The sequence below is a fragment of the Vibrio phycocola genome (genome assembly GCF_053850235.1).
Genome location: NZ_JBSQDJ010000020.1, coordinates 43280 through 60444, shown reverse-complemented (window position 1 = coordinate 60444; position 17165 = coordinate 43280). Strand labels below are relative to the sequence as shown.

Annotated in this window: 17 protein-coding genes; 8 read left to right on the top strand and 9 right to left on the bottom strand. The window is 41.7% G+C overall.

What is annotated here, in order from left to right; genetic code table 11:
* Genes yidD through rpmH form a run of 3 tightly spaced genes read right to left on the bottom strand, consistent with a single transcriptional unit; the run spans window position 1 to window position 728 of the window.
* The gene (yidD, locus tag ACWU4D_RS18540; RefSeq protein WP_456052934.1) at window positions 1-258 is read right to left on the bottom strand and encodes a membrane protein insertion efficiency factor YidD; all 258 of its coding nucleotides are present in this window, start codon (window positions 256-258) and stop codon (window positions 1-3) included.
* Window positions 225-548 (bottom strand): ribonuclease P protein component, encoded by a 324-nt coding sequence (rnpA, locus tag ACWU4D_RS18535; RefSeq protein WP_456052962.1) that lies wholly within the window; start codon window positions 546-548, stop codon window positions 225-227. The genes yidD and rnpA overlap by 34 nt, the downstream gene beginning before the upstream one ends.
* 45 nt (window positions 549-593) lie before the next feature.
* Entirely contained in the window at window positions 594-728 is a 135-nt protein-coding gene (gene rpmH / locus ACWU4D_RS18530) for a 50S ribosomal protein L34 (protein WP_456052933.1), read from the bottom strand.
* A gap of 709 nt (window positions 729-1437) precedes the next feature.
* Here rpmH and dnaA point away from each other — a divergent pair.
* The 5 genes from dnaA (at window position 1438) to ACWU4D_RS18505 (ending at window position 8243) form a co-directional block, all read left to right on the top strand.
* Window positions 1438-2844 carry a chromosomal replication initiator protein DnaA gene (gene dnaA, locus ACWU4D_RS18525; RefSeq protein ID WP_456052932.1) on the top strand — a complete coding sequence of 469 codons (1407 nt, stop codon included), beginning with the start codon at window positions 1438-1440 and terminating at the stop codon, window positions 2842-2844.
* A 57-nt stretch (window positions 2845-2901) separates the two neighbouring features.
* Window positions 2902-4002 (top strand): DNA polymerase III subunit beta, encoded by a 1101-nt coding sequence (gene dnaN, locus ACWU4D_RS18520; RefSeq protein WP_456052930.1) that lies wholly within the window; start codon window positions 2902-2904, stop codon window positions 4000-4002.
* A 5-nt stretch (window positions 4003-4007) separates the two neighbouring features.
* The gene (recF, locus tag ACWU4D_RS18515; RefSeq protein ID WP_456052929.1) at window positions 4008-5087 is read left to right on the top strand and encodes a DNA replication/repair protein RecF; all 1080 of its coding nucleotides are present in this window, start codon (window positions 4008-4010) and stop codon (window positions 5085-5087) included.
* A gap of 17 nt (window positions 5088-5104) precedes the next feature.
* Window positions 5105-7525: a DNA topoisomerase (ATP-hydrolyzing) subunit B gene (gene gyrB, locus ACWU4D_RS18510; RefSeq protein ID WP_456052928.1), complete on the top strand. Its 2421-nt coding sequence runs from the start codon at window positions 5105-5107 to the stop codon at window positions 7523-7525.
* Window positions 7526-7808: 283 nt separating this feature from the next.
* A complete protein-coding gene (locus ACWU4D_RS18505; RefSeq protein WP_456052927.1) occupies window positions 7809-8243 on the top strand; it encodes an Hsp20 family protein in 435 nt (144 codons plus the stop codon).
* A gap of 66 nt (window positions 8244-8309) precedes the next feature.
* Here the strand turns inward: ACWU4D_RS18505 and ACWU4D_RS18500 are convergent, their stop codons facing one another.
* Both ACWU4D_RS18500 and ACWU4D_RS18495 read right to left on the bottom strand, forming a co-directional pair.
* The gene (locus tag ACWU4D_RS18500) at window positions 8310-9317 is read right to left on the bottom strand and encodes a substrate-binding domain-containing protein (RefSeq protein WP_456052926.1); all 1008 of its coding nucleotides are present in this window, start codon (window positions 9315-9317) and stop codon (window positions 8310-8312) included.
* 109 nt (window positions 9318-9426) lie between these two features.
* Window positions 9427-9918, bottom strand: coding sequence for a gluconokinase (locus tag ACWU4D_RS18495; RefSeq protein ID WP_456052925.1), 492 nt, complete (start codon window positions 9916-9918; stop codon window positions 9427-9429).
* A gap of 337 nt (window positions 9919-10255) precedes the next feature.
* Here ACWU4D_RS18495 and msrP point away from each other — a divergent pair, with 337 nt between their 5' ends.
* Together msrP and ACWU4D_RS18485 are read left to right on the top strand one after the other, a co-directional pair.
* Complete coding sequence (gene msrP, locus ACWU4D_RS18490; protein WP_456052924.1) at window positions 10256-11260, top strand: protein-methionine-sulfoxide reductase catalytic subunit MsrP; 1005 nt, start codon at window positions 10256-10258, stop codon at window positions 11258-11260.
* A gap of 9 nt (window positions 11261-11269) precedes the next feature.
* Window positions 11270-11863 carry a sulfite oxidase heme-binding subunit YedZ gene (locus ACWU4D_RS18485; protein ID WP_456052923.1) on the top strand — a complete coding sequence of 198 codons (594 nt, stop codon included), beginning with the start codon at window positions 11270-11272 and terminating at the stop codon, window positions 11861-11863.
* Here the strand turns inward: ACWU4D_RS18485 and ACWU4D_RS18480 are convergent, their stop codons facing one another.
* The 3 genes from ACWU4D_RS18480 to glyQ all read right to left on the bottom strand — a co-directional run bounded on the left by ACWU4D_RS18480 (window position 11864) and on the right by glyQ (window position 16252).
* Window positions 11864-13114, bottom strand: a complete 1251-nt coding sequence (locus ACWU4D_RS18480) for a valine--pyruvate transaminase (protein ID WP_456052922.1) — start codon at window positions 13112-13114, stop codon at window positions 11864-11866.
* A gap of 138 nt (window positions 13115-13252) precedes the next feature.
* Window positions 13253-15319 (bottom strand): glycine--tRNA ligase subunit beta, encoded by a 2067-nt coding sequence (gene glyS, locus ACWU4D_RS18475; RefSeq protein ID WP_456052921.1) that lies wholly within the window; start codon window positions 15317-15319, stop codon window positions 13253-13255.
* Window positions 15320-15331: 12 nt separating this feature from the next.
* Window positions 15332-16252, bottom strand: coding sequence for a glycine--tRNA ligase subunit alpha (gene glyQ / locus ACWU4D_RS18470; RefSeq protein ID WP_456052920.1), 921 nt, complete (start codon window positions 16250-16252; stop codon window positions 15332-15334).
* A gap of 275 nt (window positions 16253-16527) precedes the next feature.
* Here glyQ and ACWU4D_RS18465 point away from each other — a divergent pair, with 275 nt between their 5' ends.
* Window positions 16528-16782, top strand: a complete 255-nt coding sequence (locus tag ACWU4D_RS18465; protein WP_456052919.1) for a hypothetical protein — start codon at window positions 16528-16530, stop codon at window positions 16780-16782.
* A 1-nt stretch (window position 16783) separates the two neighbouring features.
* Here ACWU4D_RS18465 and tusA read toward each other — a convergent pair whose 3' ends face one another.
* Window positions 16784-17038, bottom strand: coding sequence for a sulfurtransferase TusA (tusA, locus tag ACWU4D_RS18460; RefSeq protein ID WP_456052961.1), 255 nt, complete (start codon window positions 17036-17038; stop codon window positions 16784-16786).
* Between the last annotated feature and the right edge of the window lie 127 nt (window positions 17039-17165).

The following is a 17165-nucleotide window of genomic DNA, read 5'->3' as shown; positions in this document are numbered from 1 at the left end:
TTATTTATCTCTGTCTTGTTTTTGTTTGGGGGGAACAGGATCATACCCACCATCGTTTAATGGGTGGCATTTTAATAGACGTTTGCCAGATAACCAACCCCCTTTTATAAATCCATGTTCTTTTAATGCTTCTATTGCATAGATTGAACAGGTTGGGGTATAGCGACACCTTGGTCCGATTAGAGGGCTAATCAACCATCGATAGATGTGGATTAGTCCAATGACTATCCACGCGAAGGGCGAGACAGGCGTTGCCATAATTTATCAAATAACCTAAATATTTCCTCATTGCTTAACTCTTGAGCGCTCTTTTTAGCAATAACGACAAAATCTTTATGGGGTAATTGATGTTGTTTTAAACGAAAACTTTCTCGAGCAATACGTTTAAATCGATTACGACCGACAGCTGTCTTTATTTGTTTTTTGGGAACGGCTAACCCTAATCTGGGATAAGGAAGAGAGTTTTTACGGGCAATGATGGTGAAATGAGGCGAACCAGCACTATGAGCTTGCTGGAAAACATATCGATAATGCTCGGGAGTTAGCAGACGTAACTCCCGATGAAAAGTGTGCTTAATCAAAATAAGTATTTATTATTTTGATAGACGAGCACGACCTTTAGCACGACGTGTATTAATAAGCTTACGACCGTTTTTAGTTGCCATACGAGCACGGAAACCGTGAGTACGTTTGCGCTTTAGAACGGAAGGTTGAAAAGTGCGTTTCATTGTTTATACCTTACTGATCAGTAGTTTTTAGGCTTGTTAAACCCGGCGTGGGTCTAGCATCTATTATCAATTTAAGAGAACAGACATTCCGACGCCTCTCAACAAAGAGGCGGAATTGTAATCACAGACACTTTAGGTGTCAATGATTCGCTGGCTTCAGAGGTGAATCTTTTAAAATAAATTCTCAACTGTTGCCAAATTAGTGGCAGGATTATACTCATGGCGAGCAAAATCACAAGGATCTATCGTGCGATCATCTGTGTTACGGAAGATAAATATGTTGATCAAATGTGGATAATGATTGATAAATCGGTGAATAAGATGAGTTGATCATTTTTTCTTTTTCTTTAACGTATTGAAACTATATATAGTTAGGCTCAATATCCTTGTAGATAAAAAATAAATGATAAAATGTGCATAACTTTGAATAAATATGAAAAAAATTAGAAAATTATCATTTGATACTTGATCTATTGAGGCAGTCAGGTGCAAACTGGCTTGGGGATAACTAGAGAAAGATCGTCGTTTTGTGGATCGTTTTGTGGGTAACCTTTGTTCAAATTGTGTAGATCGAGGCTATTTGGCATTAAAAGTGTGAATAACTTTGATCTTTCTTTTAGGATCATGCAACTAACGCTGGCGATCTAAGTTATCAACAGGTAAAATTGCCGGTCTTTAAACGTGTTCATTTATGATGAGTGAGGGCAACGTGTCATCTTCGCTGTGGTTGCAGTGCTTGCAACAATTCCAAGAAGAGCTGTCAGCTATCGAGTTTAGTACTTGGGTTCGACCATTACAGGCTGAACTAAATGACGATACTCTCACTTTATATGCGCCGAACCGTTTTGTTCTCGATTGGGTACGAGATAAATATCTACACCGCATAAATAGCTTATTAAAAGAATTTAGCGGGAATGATGTTCCAAGCTTACATTTTGAAGTTGGTCGTCTTTCTACTTCTCCATCTTCTGTTACCACTCGTACTCGCACTAAAGCCGATGTTGCGGCTGAATCGTCGGCGCCTGCTCAACTTCAGGCAAAGAAACCCGTGCATAAAACATGGGGCGACGAAAGTGCCCCTGTTGAAATGAATTACCGCTCCAACGTTAATCAAAAACATAAATTTAATAACTTTGTTGAAGGTAAATCGAACCAACTAGGTTTAGCAGCCGCAAAACAAGTTTCAGATAATCCTGGCGCAGCCTATAACCCTCTATTTTTATACGGGGGAACAGGTTTAGGTAAAACTCACCTGCTTCACGCTGTTGGTAATGCCATTGTCGATAATAACCCCAACGCAAAAGTGATATACATGCACTCAGAGCGTTTTGTACAAGATATGGTAAAAGCGTTGCAAAACAATGCAATTGAAGAGTTTAAACGTTACTACCGTAGTGTTGATGCATTGTTGATCGATGATATTCAATTTTTTGCCAATAAAGAGCGCTCTCAAGAAGAGTTCTTTCATACCTTCAACGCTCTCCTTGAAGGTAATCAACAGATCATTTTAACTTCCGACCGATATCCTAAAGAGATAAATGGTGTTGAAGATCGCTTAAAATCTCGCTTTGGTTGGGGGTTAACGGTTGCTATCGAGCCGCCAGAACTAGAAACTCGCGTTGCGATTTTAATGAAAAAAGCAGAAGACCATAAAATCCATCTAGCTGATGAAGTGGCGTTTTTTATTGCGAAGCGTTTGCGTTCAAATGTTCGTGAATTGGAAGGAGCTCTTAATCGAGTGATCGCGAATGCCAATTTTACTGGCCGCCCAATTACGATTGATTTTGTTAGAGAAGCACTACGCGATTTATTAGCTCTACAAGAAAAATTAGTCACGATTGATAATATTCAAAAAACAGTCGCCGAATATTACAAGATTAAAGTCGCAGACTTACTTTCGAAGCGCCGTTCTCGCTCAGTGGCGCGTCCTCGTCAATTAGCAATGGCATTAGCTAAAGAACTCACTAATCATAGCTTGCCAGAAATCGGTGATGCCTTTGGTGGCCGTGATCATACAACGGTACTCCACGCTTGCCGAAAAATTGCTCAACTTCGTGAAGAAAGTCATGATATCAAAGAAGATTATTCGAACTTGGTTCGAACCTTATCATCTTAATCCGTTGTCTCTTATTTAATACGATATAGTTTAGATCTCGAACCAGAAGAGTAGATTATGAAGTTTACCATTGAACGTAATCATTTGATGAAATCCTTACAACAAGTATCCGGTACGGTTGGGGGAAGAGCGACATTACCTATTTTGGGTAATTTGTTGTTGAAGGTCGAAGGAGCGGAGCTTTCAATTACCGCAACAGATCTTGAAGTTGAATTAGTTGGTAGCGTTACTCTTGAAGGTGAATGTGAACCTGGTGCCGTTACAGTACCAGCACGGAAGTTTCTCGATATTTGTCGGGGGTTGCCTGATGACGCCATTATTCGATTTATTTTAGAAGGCGATCGTGTTCAGCTTCGCTCTGGACGTAGTCGTTTTACACTGGCGACGCTGCCAGCACATGATTTTCCTAATATTGAAGATTGGCAAAGTGAGTTAACGTTGACTCTGACCCAATCCGAGCTACGTGGTTTGATTGAAAAAACACAATTTTCAATGGCTAACCAAGATGTTCGCTATTACTTAAACGGTATGCTATTCGATATTGAAGAATCAACAATTCGTTCCGTTGCTACCGATGGCCATCGTATGGCCGTTGCACAAACCCAATTATCTGAAACCTATGCTCAGACGCAAATAATTATCCCTCGTAAAGGTATTTTAGAGCTGGTGAAGTTGCTCGATGCTCCGGAGCAACCAGTGGAGTTACAGATTGGTTCTTCAAATGTTCGAGTTCAAGTTAATCAGTTTATTTTTACGTCAAAACTGATTGATGGTCGATTTCCTGATTATCGTCGAGTATTGCCGCAAAATACTAATAAAACTCTTATTTCTGAGTGCGATATATTGCGTCAATCATTTTCACGGGCCGCTATTTTATCGAACGAGAAATTTCGTGGCGTGAGATTGAATATTGCTGATGGTGAAATGCGAATAACTGCAAATAACCCTGAACAAGAAGAGGCGGAAGAAATCTTGGATGTGAGTTATGAAGGCGATGAAATCGAAATAGGTTTCAATGTTAGCTATGTCTTAGATGTACTTAACACTCTTCGTTGTGAGCAAATTCGACTTTCAATGCTGGATGGAAATGCCAGTGCCTTGATTGAAGATGTGGCCGATGAAAGTGCGATGTATGTGGTGATGCCGATTAGGCTATAACTTTCATGCCCCTAACTCGGTTAGCGATACAACAATTTAGAAATATTAAAGCCTGTGATATCGAATTATCATCAGGCTTTAACTTTCTTATTGGGCCCAATGGCAGCGGTAAAACAAGCTTGTTGGAAGCGATTTACTTTTTGGGGCATGGTCGTTCATTTAAAAGTGCATTAACTGGACGTGTTATTCAAAATGAGAGTTCTGAACTGTTTGTTCATGGGCGATTCTTGAATTCAGACCAATTTGAGATACCAATCGGCATCAATAAACAGCGAGATGGCTCTTCAGAGGTTAAAATAGGCGGTCAATCTGGCCAAAAAATTGCTCAATTAGCCGATGTACTTCCGTTGCAACTGATTCACCCTGAAGGGTTTGAGTTACTTACTGATGGCCCGAAGCAGCGACGAGCATTTGTCGATTGGGGTGTTTTTCACACTCAGGCTGGATTTTATGATACTTGGTCTCGATTTCGTCGCTTAGGTAAGCAGCGCAATGCATTATTAAAAAATGCAACAAGTTATCGAGAACTCAAATCATGGGATATTGAACTTGCCCGGCTTGCTGAGTTGCTGGATGAATGGCGTAAAGATTATGTTGAACAAATATCTCGTGTAGCACATGACATATGCCGCACATTTTTACCTGAATTTGATATCCATTTAACGTATTATAGAGGTTGGGAAAAAGGTAAAATTTATCAACAGCTTCTTGAAGATAACTTTGAACGCGATCGAGCGTTAGGTTACACCTTTAGTGGCCCTAATAAGGCCGATGTAAGAATTAAAGTGAACGGCACTCCGGTGGAGGATGTGTTATCACGAGGTCAGTTGAAGTTAATGGTTTGTGCACTTCGAGTCGCACAAGGAGAACATTTAACTTCTCTGACGGGAAAGCAATGTATTTATCTTATCGATGATTTTGCTTCCGAATTAGATAGCGAACGTCGCAAACGTCTAGCGGATTGTTTAAAAGCGACCAAAGCACAAGTTTTTGTAAGCTCTATTACTGAAGGCCAAGTCAGCGACATGATTGAATCAGATAGCAGACTGTTCCATGTGGAAAATGGCCAAATAGAGCACGGATAAAGTTGAGAGAGTAACTCATGTCGAATAATTACGATTCATCGAGTATTAAAGTATTAAAAGGTCTCGACGCCGTTCGTAAGCGTCCTGGAATGTATATCGGTGATACGGACGATGGTACTGGCTTACACCATATGGTTTTTGAGGTGGTGGATAACTCAATTGATGAAGCGTTGGCAGGCCACTGTTCTGATATTATCGTGAAGATTCACGAAGATAACTCTGTTTCGGTTCGAGATGATGGTCGTGGTATTCCAACCGAATTACACGAAGGTGAAAATGTATCGGCTGCTGAAGTTATTATGACAGTACTTCACGCAGGCGGTAAGTTTGATGATAACTCTTACAAAGTATCTGGCGGCTTGCACGGCGTTGGTGTCTCGGTTGTAAATGCATTGTCTGAGAAAGTCGTATTAACGATTAAACGTAATGGTCACATTCATAGCCAAACCTATCGCCATGGTGTTCCAGACGAGCCATTAGCCGTGATTGGCGACACAGAAGAGACGGGTACTGAAATTCGTTTCTGGCCAAGTGCTGAAACGTTCTCGCAAATAGAATTTCATTACGAAATTCTGGCCAAGAAATTACGTGAATTATCATTCTTGAACTCAGGTGTATCCATTAAGCTTTCTGATGCTCGCGAAGAAGATAAATCAGATCACTTTTGCTATGAAGGCGGTATCCAGTCTTTCATCGAATACTTAAACAGAAATAAATCTCCGGTTCATCAGAAGATATTCCATTTTACGGTTGATGGCGAAGATGACATAAGTGTTGAAGTGGCGATGCAGTGGAACGATGGCTTCCAAGAAAACATCTACTGTTTCACCAATAATATCCCTCAACGCGATGGTGGTTCTCACTTAACAGGTTTCCGTGGTGGTTTGACGCGTACGTTAAATGCTTACATGGAAAAAGAGCTTGCTAAACTTAAAAGCGGTAAAAATAAGACTTCTACAGAAGGTGGTGATTCTCGTGAAGGATTAACAGCGGTTATTTCTGTTAAAGTGCCCGATCCTAAGTTTTCATCACAAACGAAAGACCGTTTAGTTTCTTCAGAAGTTCGTCCAATAGTAGAAAGTGCAATGAGTGAAAACTTGCAGAACTTCTTATTGGAGAACCCATCTGAAGCTAAAATCATAACGTCTAAAATTATTGATGCAGCACGTGCGCGAGAAGCAGCACGCAAAGCACGTGATATGACTCGCCGTAAAGGTGCGCTAGATTTAGCGGGCTTACCGGGGAAATTGGCAGATTGCCAAGAAAAAGATCCTGCTCTTTCTGAATTATATATTGTGGAAGGAGACTCTGCTGGCGGATCTGCCAAGCAGGGGCGTAACCGTAAAAACCAAGCTATTTTGCCACTTAAGGGTAAAATTCTAAACGTTGAAAAAGCACGTTTTGATAAAATGCTGTCTTCTCAAGAGGTTGCAACCCTAATTACCGCATTAGGCTGTGGTATTGGTCGTGATGAATACAACCCAGAGAAGCTTCGCTATCATAACATTATTATTATGACGGATGCGGACGTCGATGGTTCTCACATCCGAACGCTATTGTTGACTTTCTTCTATCGTCAAATGCCAGAGCTTATCGAGCGCGGTTATATTTATATTGCTCAACCACCACTTTATAAAGTGAAAAAAGGTAAGCAAGAGCAGTATATTAAAGATGAAGATGCAATGGATATCTATCAAGTATCGTTGGCTCTCGATAATGCTGCTTTGCACGTTAACCCAGAAGCACCAGCATTATCTGGGGCGGCTTTGGAAGGTTTGGTTAATCGTTATAATGAATCGATAAAACTGATCCAACGTATGAGCCGTCGTTATCCATACGCTTTAATTCATGAGTTTATTTACATTTCTCGCCTACAGGATTGTACTGACGAGTCTCAAGTAGACGCTTGGACTAAACGCCTCGTTGAGCAGCTAAATGCAAAAGAAGTGGGTGCGAGCCAATACTTTTATTCAGTTGACTTCAATGAAGAACAGAATGTCTACACACCTAGAATAAAAGTGCGTACTCATGGTGTGTCTTACGAGTACCCATTGAGTATCGATTTATTGAACTCAAAAGAGTACGACAAACTGGCAAACTTATCAGAAGAGCTCGATGGCTTGATCGAAGAGGGAGCATACGTTAAACGTGGAGAGCGCTCTCAACCAGTGACTAATTTTGTAGATGCTTTAGCATGGTTAGTGAACGAAAGTCGCCGTGGTTTGAGCATTCAGCGCTACAAAGGTTTGGGAGAGATGAACCCTGACCAATTGTGGGAAACCACTATGGATCCAGACTCACGCCGTATGATGCAGGTAACCATTGAAGATGCTGTTGGTGCAGATGAATTGTTTACTACACTAATGGGTGATCAAGTTGAACCGCGTCGAGCATTTATCGAAGAAAATGCATTAAAAGTGGCGAACCTCGACGTATAAACCTATCTGGTTTCGCTAATCGTCTATCAATGCCATCTCATCGAGGTGGCATTTTTTTTAACTTTTTTTGGTTGAAACCTTGAAAGCCCATTTTGTGACCTTATATATGTAAGTAAGAAAGATGCCGATTGGATCTTTCATGAATGTGGTCATTCTTGCTCGTAAGAGGAGATAACTGGCTGCTAAATGTAACGAAGCTGTTTTTCTTGTTCGAAGAAAGAAGGGAAAAACGACCTCTTAGCTTATTGGCTAAGACTATTGCTTAAATATTGAGGATAGTACTATGAGAACTGTAGATTTTACCCCCCTATACCGTAACGCTATTGGTTTCGATCGCCTATTTAACATGATGGAAAGTGCGAACACCAAGAGTAACTCAGCGGGATACCCTCCCTACAACATTGAACAAAAAGCTGAGAATCAGTATCGCATCACTATGGCCGTTGCTGGGTTTGCCGATGAAGAAATCGATATCACTCAACAGGAAAATACCTTATTGGTTCGTGGTGAGCGTAAGCCAGAAGAAGGGAAGTCTTACGTATATCAAGGTATCGCAGAGCGAGACTTTGAGCGTAAATTCCAACTTGCTGATTATGTTAAGGTTACCGGCGCAACTCTGGAACATGGATTATTACACGTTGATTTAGAACGAGAAATTCCAGAAGCGATGCAGCCGAGAAAAATCGCGATTAACGGTAAAAATTTGCTAGAGAGTTAATTATTTCTTTCTAAATGATGTGAAGAGCGCTGAATGGCGCTCTTTTGATATTTAAAGGGGAATAACTTAAAGGCTTTCACCTAAGAACATTTTTGTTTGTAGTTCAATAACCTGGTCGGTAATGGGTTCATTTGGATTGAGAATTCTTTTTAATAATTGCTCGGCTGCAATTTTTCCCATCTCTTCTCGCGGAGTGATGACGGTTGCAAGAGTTGGCGACACGACTTTTGTAATGTTGTGGCCATGAAAGCCAATAATTGATATATCTTCGGGTACTTTAAAACCTTGTCTCAAGCATTCGAACAGAGCACCGATGGCCAAATCATCATTGGTACAATATATGCCATCCAATTTAGGGTTCTCTTTTCTGGCTAAACAAAATAGCTCTGCTCCAACGGAATAAGATGAGGCTTGTTTGGTGCTAATGACAATAGGTCTAAGCCCTGCATCTTTAACTGTGAGCTCAAACCCTTCTATTTTTTGTTTCGTTCGCTCATCCATTCTTGCTGCAAGATACGCAACGTTTTTTCTATTTTTAGAGAGCAGTAACTTTGTCGCCGCTACGCTTGTCGCGTAATTATCAAATCCAACAGCTTGCTGAAGTGGAGGTGAAGCTGAATCCATTATTTCGACGATCGGAACTCCAGAAGCTTGGAGCATTTTTATGGATCGCTCTGTGTGAAAGCTTTCAGATAGAATAATGCCATCGACATTGTATGAAAGAAGCGTTTCAATGCGCTTTTCTTCGATCTCTTTGCTGTAACTGTAATGAGCCAACATCGCTTGGTAGCCTAAGGGCTCGATAACCGTCTCTATGCCTTTTAAGACTTCAGCAAATACTTGGTTAGTTAAAGAAGGGAGCAATACACCAATGGAGTAACTTTTTGCTTTAGAGAGAATATCTGGAGCTCTATTTGGAACGTATCCGAGATCTTCAACTGTCTGAGCGATCTGTTCTCCTACCAATGGGGATACTTTTGATGGATCTCGAAGGTAACGACTAACCGTCATTTTTGTTACACCAACTTGATCAGCGATGCTTTGTAGAGTGGGACGTTGCTTCTTCACTGTCATGGTTTGAAATACTTAATAGCGAGAGGTTAGGATACTAAGAACAATCATATTGCAAATCTGATTATTACCAAAGTGCCAATGTGGCTAAATGGGAGGTTATTGCAGCCGCTTAATTTAACTCTAGCTGAGTAATTATTGTTGTTATGATAGCTTGTGGTGTTTGACGTATATCTATAATTAATGCCTCTTCTTTACTTGGTTCTACCAACGTTTCAAACTGACTCACAAGCATCGAACGACCACTGAAGTAGTGATTTTCTCGCTTTTGATGGCGAGCCCAAATAGTGTCAAACCCTCCTTGCAGATAAATAAACGTCAATTCAGGATTCCCCTGTTTTAGTTGTCGACGGTATTCTGGTTTTAGCGCGGAGCACGCGAGTACCAATTCCTTTTTTTCTCGAACGAGATCATTAAGCGTGTGAAGCCATGAGTAGCGATCATTATCGTTAAGTGGCTGACCACTTTGCATTTTGGCGACATTGTGTTTCGAATGAAAATCATCTCCATCGAAAAAGGGAACATTAAGAGTTTGTGCTAATTGGGAGCCTATAGATGATTTTCCACACCCAGATACCCCCATTACGACATATTTGTTGTTCATAACTTTTTCTCATTTCAAGTTAGAGATCGCGATTTCCACCACATGGAAACTCCAGAGAAGATAAACGAAGATTTAAGTAGCAATAAAGCAAATAGAGGAATGAAAACCCCTCCTAAGCACATCTCAATATGTTATTCGGGTTACTACAAGTGTTATCGGTAACACGGTGGTTTTTCTGTTATTGCAGTCACATATTGATGAGTAATTATTTTTTTGCAAAAAAACTAAAAAAATTTGCTGAGAACTGTAATATTTGTTGTTCTAGCACGTCTAATGAGTAAATAACGTAATGCGGAGATCCGTCTTACGTCGATGTGATAAGCCAATGGAGCGTATTATGCTAATAAAGAAACGATCAGATTTATCTGAATCGGATGTTACCCCAGAAGATATCTACCGCTCACGACGTCAATTTATGAAAGGTTCATTCGCACTTGGGGCTGGTGCGTTATTACCCAGTGGCTTATTGCAAGCAAAACCTAGTATTTCGGAAGGGGAGTTCCGACCGGATACTCCTTTGTGGCTGCAAGAGCAGATTGGCTCTGCAAGTGCGAATACGCTAGATATTAACGACAAATTGACCCCATTTATTAACGCGACAACATACAATAATTTTTATGAGTTTGGTTTTGATAAAAGTGACCCAGCCAAGCGGAGCGAAGACTTTAAACCTTTTCCATGGCAAGTTGAAATCAGTGGTGAGGTCGCGAATCCAGGTAATTATCATTTAGAAGATTTGATGAAAGGAATTCAATTAGAAGAGCGAATTTATCGCCTTCGTTGTGTTGAAGCCTGGTCGATGGTGATTCCGTGGATTGGTTTTCCATTGGCAAGTTTGCTGAAGCGTTTTGAACCAACAAGCCGTGCAAAATATGTCTCCTTTACTTCAATACAGCGGCCAGAAGAGATGCCTGGTCAAGCGAGTCTATTTAGTTCTATTGATTGGCCTTATGTCGAAGGGTTAACGATTAAGGAAGCCATGCATCCACTCACGTTGATGGCGGTTGGGTTATACGGTAAATCTCTACCGAATCAAAATGGTGCGCCGTTTAGACTTGTTGTGCCATGGAAATATGGATTTAAGAGCATCAAATCTATCGTTAAAATTGAATTTACCGAAACTCGACCAAAAACAACGTGGAATCAGTTGGCTCCGGCAGAGTATGGCTTTTATGCGAATGTGAACCCTGGCGTTGATCATCCTCGTTGGACACAAAAAAGTGAACGACGCTTACCATCGGGATTATTGAGTCCTAACATTATTCCAACGGAACTGTTTAACGGATATAAAGATGATGTTGAGAGCCTTTATACAGGGTTAGATTTAACGCGCAATTACTAAGGACAAGCAATGTCAGTGCGATGGCGGAGAGTCGTTATTTTTATCTTGGGGTTATTGCCTTTGGTCAGTTTGGTTATTGCCGGAGTAAATCAAACTCTGGGTGGCGACCCCGCAAAAGCGATTGTCCTTTCAACAGGGGAGTGGGCATTACGCTTCCTTATCATTACTCTTGCAGTTACTCCATTGGTTCGTGTGGTTAAGTGGCGATGGGTGATGATTCACCGTCGTATGTTGGGTTTGTATTCCCTGTTTTACGCTTTTCTTCACCTTGTCTCTTATTACCTATTTATTCTCGGAAGTAATCTCGAACTATTAGTCAGTGAAACCATTAAAAGGCCATATATATTAGTGGGAATGCCAGCATTGATTATTTTGGCGTTACTAGGAGTGACATCGACTAAAGGTTGGATGAAGCGTTTGGGTAAACGATGGCAGCGGTTGCACCGGTGGGTGTACCCGGCCACTTTATTAGCGTTGGTACACCTTATTATGCAAATTCGCTCTAGCTACTATGAAGCAACGGTTTATGGCGCATTTGTCCTATTGTTGCTTGGCTATCGAGTATTCGAATGGCGAAAGAGGACAAATGCTAGGTGGCGCTAGTTACTCTTGATAAGCTTTTTGGACTTCTTCAGCAATTATAGCAATGCCCTTATCAATGACTTCTTTATCCTGAACGTAGTTAACTCGCAAGCATTGTTGAGTGTGATCCCACCCTTTTTCTGGCTGACCAATAAAGAAAAACTCTCCGGGGATCACTAACACACCTCGCTTTTTAAGTCTTTCATACAGCGCCATGGTACTTATTGGCAGCTCATCAAACCAAAGCCAAAGAAAAATAGCCCCTTCTGGCTTATGAATTCGAAAGCGCGGATCGGGAATCGCAGATTGCAGCTGTTCGACAACTTGAGATGCTTTGTTTTGGTAGAACGGTTGGACGATATCATTACTCAGTTTCAGCAACTGACCTTTATCAATCATATGTTTTCCCAGAGCAGGACCAAAGCTGCCAGGAGTTAGGCTAATAATGCCATTCATATTACTAAGTGCTTGAGTGATTGCTTCACTGGCGATCACAATGCCACATCGAATACCCGGTAGGCCAAGCTTAGATAAGCTCATGCAGAGAATCGTATTCTCGTTCCAGAAAGGCTTAACGTCTTCAAAAATAATATTTGGGAACGGTAAGCCATAAGCGTTATCGATAATCAGTGGGATATTGTTCTCACGCGCGAGTTGATCGAGTTTTCTCACTTCGTCATCGGTAAGGACATTTCCGGTTGGATTGGTAGGGCGAGAAGCACAAATCGCGGCTACAGATTCATCAATTTGAAGCGATTCAAAGTCGACATGGTATTTAAACTGGCGGTTGTCCAATAGCTCGATTTCAGGTCTATATGAGATAAACATATCTTCGCTTAAACCAGAGTCGGCATACCCAATATATTCAGGTGCAAGTGGGAGCAAAATTTTCTTATGCGACCCGTCTGTTTGTTGCCCCGCTAATAGGTTAAACAGATAGAAAAAACCACTTTGACTGCCGTTTGTTAAACTGATGTTCTTTTCGCTAATGTCCCAGCCATAGTTCTCTTTAAATAAGGTCACCAACGCTTGAATAAAACTGGTTTTCCCTTGAGGCCCATCGTAATTAGTAATGGCTTCGATTAATTCACCTTCGGTAAGCATTTCGCTACAAGCTTGGTGAAAGTAATCGAGCATCGCTGGAATTTTTGCAGGGTTTCCACCACCCAGCATCACCGCTCCTGGTGTTTGCAAGCCCTGATTGAGGTCATCCATAAGACGAGTAATACCAGAATAACGATTAAATTTTTCACCAAAGGAAGAGAACTGCATAGGAATATACCTAAATGTGTTAAATGCTGAACGATGTGTGAGTCAAGATACCGTAATGACCAAGTTCAGAAAAGGAGTATTTTGGAAAAAATAAAGCCCAGCAATGCTGGGCTTAGTAAGTACTGCCTATCTCGAAGATTACTTCTGTAACACTGAAATATCTGCGATTTCTAAGAACAAGTTACGCAGCTTGTTCAGTAAGGTGAGACGATTTTTCTTAAGCGCTTCATCGTCTACCATCACCATCACGTTATCGAAGAATGCATCGACTGGCTCACGCAGTTCGGCAAGTTGAGCAAGTGCTTCGGTGTAATTGCTAGTGGCAAATGCAGGTTCCAATGCTTCCGCTAAAATTTCGACTTTCTCGGCTAACGCTTTTTCTGCATCTTCAGCTAATAATGCCAAATCGATATCAGCTGTAAGCTCACCATCAAATTTCGTTAGGATGTTACCCACACGCTTATTTGCGGCTGCGAGAGATTCTGCTGCATCCAACTCACGGAACGACGATACGGCTTTTACGCGTTGATCGAAGTCTGTTGGTTTGGTTGGGTGGCGGGCTAATACGGCTTGAATCACGTCGACACTAAAGCCTTCATCTTGATACCAAGCACGGAAGCGCCCTAACATAAAGTCAACGACATCGCTCTCAACATTTTGGTTAGTGAGCTTGCTGCCAAATAGGGACTTCGCTTTGGTGATTAGATCAATTAAGTCTAATTGATATCCGTACTCAACAATAATACGCAATACACCGAGAGAAGCACGACGTAATGCAAATGGGTCAGAGCCTTTTGGTGCTTGGCCAATGCCAAAAATACCGACGATAGTATCGAGTTTATCAGCCATGGCAATCGCAGCAGAAACACCGTTGCTTGGTAGGTCGTCGCCAGCAAAGCGAGGCATGTACTGCTCATAAAGTGCAACCGCGACTTCTTCATCTTCATTATCATGGCGAGCGTAGTGCATCCCCATAACACCTTGAGTTTCAGTGAACTCAAATACCATTGAGGTCATGAGATCGCATTTTGCTAATAGACCAGCACGCTGTGATTTCTCGACATCGGCACCAATTTTTTCAGCAATGTAACCCGCTAACTCAGTAATACGATCGGTTTTATCTTTGATGGTTCCTAACTGCTTTTGGAAAACGGCACTTTCCAATAGAGGAAGGTGATCAATTAGAGGTTGCTTACGGTCAGTATCAAAGAAAAATTCAGCATCGGCTAAACGTGGGCGAACCACTTTTTCATTTCCTTCGATCACATGGCGTGGCTCTTTAGACTCGATATTCGAGACAAAGATAAAGTTTGGCAGCAATTGCTTGTTATCATCGTAAACAGGGAAGTATTTTTGGTCGCCTTTCATGGTGTAAACCAAAGCTTCAGACGGCACTTTAAGGAATTTTTCCTCAAACTTCGCGGTAAGGACTACTGGCCATTCAACCAAAGAGGTGACTTCTTCAACTAAGTCATCTTCAAGATCGGCGGTTCCACCCACAGCTTGTGCTGCTTTTTGTGAATCAGCGATGATAGTGGCTTTACGAGCATCATAGTCGGCAATGACTTTGCCACGCTCTTCTAAAATTGCTGGATACTGCTCAGCTGAGTCGATAGTGAACTCTGCCTCACCCATGAAACGGTGTCCGCGAATGACTCGTCCAGAGCTGACGCCAAGGATTTCACCTTCAATGAGTTCATCACCCATTAAGATGGTTAATGTTTTTACCGGGCGGATAAATTGTGTTTCTTTATCGCCCCAACGCATTGGTTTTGCGATTGGTAGGTTGGCTAATGCTTTGGCAGCCAGATCGGTAATTACTGCTTTGGTTTGTTGGCCCTTTACTTCTTGTTTGAAAAGCAACCATTCACCTTTATCGGTGACCAAACGCTCTGCTTGTTCAACCGTAATACCGTTACCACGAGCCCAACCTTGAGCTGCTTTGGTTGGATTGCCATCGGCATCAAATGCAACCGAAATCGCGGGGCCACGCTTTTCAACGACTTTATCTTGTTGGCTTTCGGCAAGCTCGGTGACTTTTAAGGCTAGACGACGAGGTGTCGCGAACCATTTTATGTTGCTATAAGCCAGTTCCGCTGTTTTTAGTTCTTTTTCAAAGTTATCTGAAAATGCTTGCGCGAGCGTGCGTAGTTGAGTTGGTGGAAGCTCTTCCGTACCAAGTTCAATTAAAAATTCTTTTGCCATGAGTCTATTCCCTTATGCCTTATCGTCTTGCTTTTTGCACATAGGGAAGCCCAAAGCTTCACGTGATGCATAATAAGCTTGCGCAACCGACTTCGTTAAATCTCGAATACGAAGAATGTAGCGCTGACGCTCTGTTACCGAAATGGCTTTACGAGCATCAAGTAAGTTAAAAGCGTGTCCCGCCTTTAGAATGCGTTCGTAAGCCGGCAATGGTAGTGGCTTTTCGAGTTCAATGAGTTGCTTACACTCTTTTTCACACTGGTCAAAGAAGGTGAAGAGGAAATCAACATCAGCATGTTCGAAATTGTAGGTAGACTGCTCGACTTCGTTTTGATGAAAAATATCACCGTAGGTCACTTTTCCAAGTGGGCCATCAGTCCATACTAGGTCGTAGACGGAATCAACGCCTTGAATATACATAGCGAGACGTTCAATACCGTAGGTTATTTCACCTGTAACTGGCTTGCACTCAAGACCGCCAACTTGTTGGAAGTAAGTAAACTGAGTCACTTCCATACCATTTAACCAAACTTCCCAGCCTAATCCCCAAGCACCTAGAGTTGGGTTTTCCCAGTTGTCTTCAACGAAGCGGATATCATGAACCGTTGGATCGATGCCCAATACAACTAAAGAACCTAGGTAAAGCTCTTGAATGTTGTCCGGCGATGGCTTAAGCACTACTTGAAATTGATAGTAGTGTTGAAGACGGTTAGGGTTCTCACCATAACGGCCATCGGTTGGACGACGAGATGGTTGAACATACGCTGTAGACATCGGCTCTGGGCCAATGGCACGCAGACATGTCATTGGGTGGGAAGTTCCGGCACCCACTTCCATATCAAGAGGTTGAACAATGGTACAGCCTTGTTGGGCCCAGTAATCCTGCAGCGCGAGGATCATACCCTGGAAGGTTTTAACGTCATATTTTTGCATAGTCGGGTTCGCGCAATTCTTGTCAATGAATGAAATAAAATAACGATAAAGTATACCGAGATATTGCGTGTCGGAGTAGGGGTAATATTGGTTAATTCAGGCTCAACGCGTCGTTTTAGTGCATCTGAACTCGGTTTCTTGTTTTTTATCGGGCTTTTGATGCTCAAAATTGTGGTTTTACTCAAAAAGGCGGCCATATTCATTTAATCGACACATTTATAAGGATGAAGTTTTGATAACCTGTGAATCCTAAATCGACGAAAAGGAGTACAGTTATGCTAACTCGTTACATGAATATGAGCGTGAAAAGTCAAAGCTACTTATTTAGCTTTGGTCTACTTCTTACTTTTCTTGGAATGGCTTTAACGGATCTGTGGCTACCGATGGTTGTGGGGGCGTTTGTACTGACGGCTTTAACCGTAGAGTCGTGGGTGCGGATTTTACATATTATTCCTATGCATCGAGAAGTTAACCGATTACGCGATCACGTTGAACAGCTCAGTAAAGAGATTCGAAAGAAGGAAGAGTAATTTACGCTTCCTTCATTCCTTTTCGAATCAGATACTGAAAAGGCAGTGTCTCTGTTTGAGCGGAAATGAGTTGATGATCCATAAAGCGACAAAAGCTGGGAATATCTCGCGTTGTCGAGGGATCATCAGCAGTTACTAACAATGTTTGCCCATCTTCCATAGTACGAATTGCTTTTCTCACCATCATTACGGGCTCTGGACAACGAAGCCCTTCTGCCTCAAGTTTCACATTCGCTTTTTCTATATAAGTATTCATTAGTGATAGCTTACTCACAAAAATTCATTTCAAGAGATTATTTTACCGTAAAAGACGGTTTGCCTCTTGATTTGTTAACGGTTGGGTAATATATTATTAACATATAGTTAACAATTACTGCTGGCTA

What these genes read in the sequence shown, in the direction of transcription:
- recF (WP_456052929.1), top strand. Translation starts at nt 4,008, where the DNA reads ATGCCCCTAACTCGGTTAGCGATACAACAATTTAGAAATATTAAAGCC.
- glyQ (WP_456052920.1), bottom strand. Translation starts at nt 16,252, where the DNA reads ATGCAAAAATATGACGTTAAAACCTTCCAGGGTATGATCCTCGCGCTG.
- ACWU4D_RS18480 (WP_456052922.1), bottom strand. Translation starts at nt 13,114, where the DNA reads ATGCAGTTCTCTTCCTTTGGTGAAAAATTTAATCGTTATTCTGGTATT.
- ACWU4D_RS18505 (WP_456052927.1), top strand. Translation starts at nt 7,809, where the DNA reads ATGAGAACTGTAGATTTTACCCCCCTATACCGTAACGCTATTGGTTTC.
- ACWU4D_RS18485 (WP_456052923.1), top strand. Translation starts at nt 11,270, where the DNA reads ATGTCAGTGCGATGGCGGAGAGTCGTTATTTTTATCTTGGGGTTATTG.
- dnaN (WP_456052930.1), top strand. Translation starts at nt 2,902, where the DNA reads ATGAAGTTTACCATTGAACGTAATCATTTGATGAAATCCTTACAACAA.
- tusA (WP_456052961.1), bottom strand. Translation starts at nt 17,038, where the DNA reads ATGAATACTTATATAGAAAAAGCGAATGTGAAACTTGAGGCAGAAGGG.
- glyS (WP_456052921.1), bottom strand. Translation starts at nt 15,319, where the DNA reads ATGGCAAAAGAATTTTTAATTGAACTTGGTACGGAAGAGCTTCCACCA.
- msrP (WP_456052924.1), top strand. Translation starts at nt 10,256, where the DNA reads ATGCTAATAAAGAAACGATCAGATTTATCTGAATCGGATGTTACCCCA.
- yidD (WP_456052934.1), bottom strand. Translation starts at nt 258, where the DNA reads ATGGCAACGCCTGTCTCGCCCTTCGCGTGGATAGTCATTGGACTAATC.
- gyrB (WP_456052928.1), top strand. Translation starts at nt 5,105, where the DNA reads ATGTCGAATAATTACGATTCATCGAGTATTAAAGTATTAAAAGGTCTC.
- ACWU4D_RS18500 (WP_456052926.1), bottom strand. Translation starts at nt 9,317, where the DNA reads ATGACAGTGAAGAAGCAACGTCCCACTCTACAAAGCATCGCTGATCAA.
- ACWU4D_RS18495 (WP_456052925.1), bottom strand. Translation starts at nt 9,918, where the DNA reads ATGAACAACAAATATGTCGTAATGGGGGTATCTGGGTGTGGAAAATCA.
- rpmH (WP_456052933.1), bottom strand. Translation starts at nt 728, where the DNA reads ATGAAACGCACTTTTCAACCTTCCGTTCTAAAGCGCAAACGTACTCAC.
- ACWU4D_RS18465 (WP_456052919.1), top strand. Translation starts at nt 16,528, where the DNA reads ATGCTAACTCGTTACATGAATATGAGCGTGAAAAGTCAAAGCTACTTA.